This window comes from Rhodococcus spongiicola (assembly GCF_004011835.1).
GTDB lineage: Bacteria > Actinomycetota > Actinomycetes > Mycobacteriales > Mycobacteriaceae > Prescottella > Prescottella spongiicola.
The window spans coordinates 1-2,384 of the sequence record NZ_RKLN01000014.1 but is presented as its reverse complement, the minus strand read 5'-3'; the positions used below and the strand labels follow the sequence as shown (position 1 = coordinate 2,384).

Sequence of the window (2,384 nt, the reverse complement as noted above, 5' to 3'; positions counted from 1 at the left end):
GGCCTCCTCACCGACCGCGATGCTCGACACCACCGAACCCGACTCATCCGTGATCACAACCTCCGACGAAGACACCTCCGCCGCAAAGCTCCCCGACGACGACATACTCGTGATCACCGCACCACCAGCACCCGAACCCGACGCATCACCGACCGGCTCCTCAACAGGCTCGTCCGCCGGCTCCTCAACAGGCTCCTCGACCACCGGCTCCTCGACCACCGGCTCCTCAACAGGCTCCTCGACCACCGGCTCCTCAACGGGCTCCTCGACCACCGGCTCCTCGACCACCGGCTCCTCGACCACCGGCTCCTCGACCACCGGCTCCTCGACGACCGGATCGATCGACGCCAGGCTCACGCTCTTGGCAGATGCGCTTTGCACGTTCTCGCCGGGAGGGTTCGCGACATACCTCTCGCCGCCGTCGCACTTCGTGATAGTGACAGTCCTGGCCTGGACTCTCTGTCCACGCCACCCCGTCGACGTGTTCGGGCCGTTCACGGTGTGCACCTCGACGGTGTAGTCCCTGCCGGTGTCGTTGATGTCAGCCGTGTACGACGTCGCTGTGCCCACGTTCTTTCTTGTCTTGACGTTTCCGTTGCTGTCCCGGCGTACAACGACCTCGTATTCGTAGTCGTCCCCCAGGGGTGTCTGCCCGAGGCTGGTCCAGGAGACCTTCGCGTCATCAGCCAGCCAACCGCCCACGGTCTGGCAGCTGGTGGAGGTGACGACCGGGGTCGGGTAGAAGTTCGCGTTCGCACTGAACGTACTGGCCACGGACGCGGTATCGGTCAACGCCGCCGTGGTACCCGCCGCGGTCAGACCGACCGCCGTCAAACCAGCCGCACCGACCGCCATCAACGACCGCGCCGGCAACAACCGGCGGGTCGCGTTCACCGGCACCGCCCCGGCCCCACGCACCGGAGCAGCGTCGATGTCGCTGCCCCCCACCGTGTTCGGCCCGACATCAACGGACTCCGCCACCACAGGCGAGCCGGCGTCGACGCTGCGCCCGGCACCACCCCGGCCCCCGGTGGGCCGGAACGCGATCACCATCAGACTGCCGACCAGCGCACCACCGAGGAAGATCGCCACCGGCGTCGACAGCCACGCCACCGCGTAACCGAGCCCGGGCACACTGAAGAACACCCGATCGGCCTCGCTGACGGTGTACGGGGACAGGTCCGCGGCCTCGTTCGCATCACCCTTGAGGATCCACACCGAACGGGTCGCATCGGACGAGACGATCTCCTCGACCCGGTGAGTGACCCGGGTGCCCTGCTGGTTGAGGACACTGACCACGTCACCGACGGCGACGTCCGACGCCGGCACACTCCGCGAGAGCGCGAGCGAACCGGTCGTGATCTCCGGGGACATCGAACCCGAACGGAACACCAGCGGCTTGACACCGAAGAAGAACGACGCCGCCGCGGCCAGCACACAAATCAGGCCGGCGATCGCGCCCACATTCAGAGCGATCTCACGAACCGACCGCATACGATCCGACCCCATCGGATTTGCTCGAGTAGTCATGCTGCTCACACCGCCGTCGCGTGGAAGTTGAACGCAACATCAACCGACTTGCCCTCAACACTGTTGTTCGTATCCGCGGTGTCCGCCGCGTCCGGATGCAACCTGATCTGGAAGCACACGTACTCGCTCTCCCCCGGCGCCAGCGTCCGCGGCGCATCGAACGCATCCGTCGTGCCGCCCTTCTCCATCCAGGTAACCGGCCCGAGGTCGTTGCCACTGCACCTGTTGCCCGACTCGCCGTTCGGCTCACCGTCCTTGAGCACGTACACCATGTACGGAGCCAAGTCCGACGACGACGCCGACGCCGTGATCGTGTAACTCAACGGCGTCGACCCGGTGTTCTGCACCGGCAACTTCGCGCTCGACCGCTCACCCGGATACAACCCCGACTTCGACCACGCCGCGAACGCATACGCATCCGGATTACCGTCCTGGCCATCGATCCGCAGATCGATCGAACCCGTCGAGAACACACCCGACGTCGCCGTCGCCGTGTCACTCCACGCCGCCGACGTCACGACCGCGCCCAGACCCAACACGATCCCCAACGACGCAAGCGCCCGCGGCCTACCCCCCGACATCAACGAACGCACCCGGGCACCGAACCCGGACGGTGAACTCGAAACCTCTTGACGAGACAATGCTGTTGCCCTTCCTGATCCATCTAGCCGGGGCGCCGAAGCGCCGGAGTCAGTGCTTTGTGCGCGGCTAGACCCCAAGTGCGGGCGCCGCGGTCGAACCCGAGGGACGCCGGTCGCCGGCCCCGATAGGGCCGGCGACCGACGCACCGAACAGAGATACCCACCCGAAACCGGTTGGGCGATAACGACTAGGAGACGTTCTGCTCCAGCGTG

The 2,384-nt window shown here is 66.3% G+C and carries 2 protein-coding genes; both read right to left on the bottom strand.

Going from position 1 to position 2,384, the window contains the following annotated elements; translation table 11 throughout:
- A partial coding sequence (locus EF834_RS18350) for a signal peptidase I (protein ID WP_235871300.1) occupies positions 1-1,530 on the bottom strand: 1,530 nt, incomplete at its 3' end.
- A 5-nt stretch (positions 1,531-1,535) separates the two neighbouring features.
- Positions 1,536-2,111 carry a SipW-dependent-type signal peptide-containing protein gene (locus EF834_RS18015; protein ID WP_127948651.1) on the bottom strand — a complete coding sequence of 192 codons (576 nt, stop codon included), beginning with the start codon at positions 2,109-2,111 and terminating at the stop codon, positions 1,536-1,538.
- Between the last annotated feature and the right edge of the window lie 273 nt (positions 2,112-2,384).

Coding starts and splice junctions, on each gene's coding strand:
- EF834_RS18015 (WP_127948651.1), bottom strand. CDS start 2,111: ATGTCGGGGGGTAGGCCGCGGGCGCTTGCGTCGTTGGGGATCGTGTTG.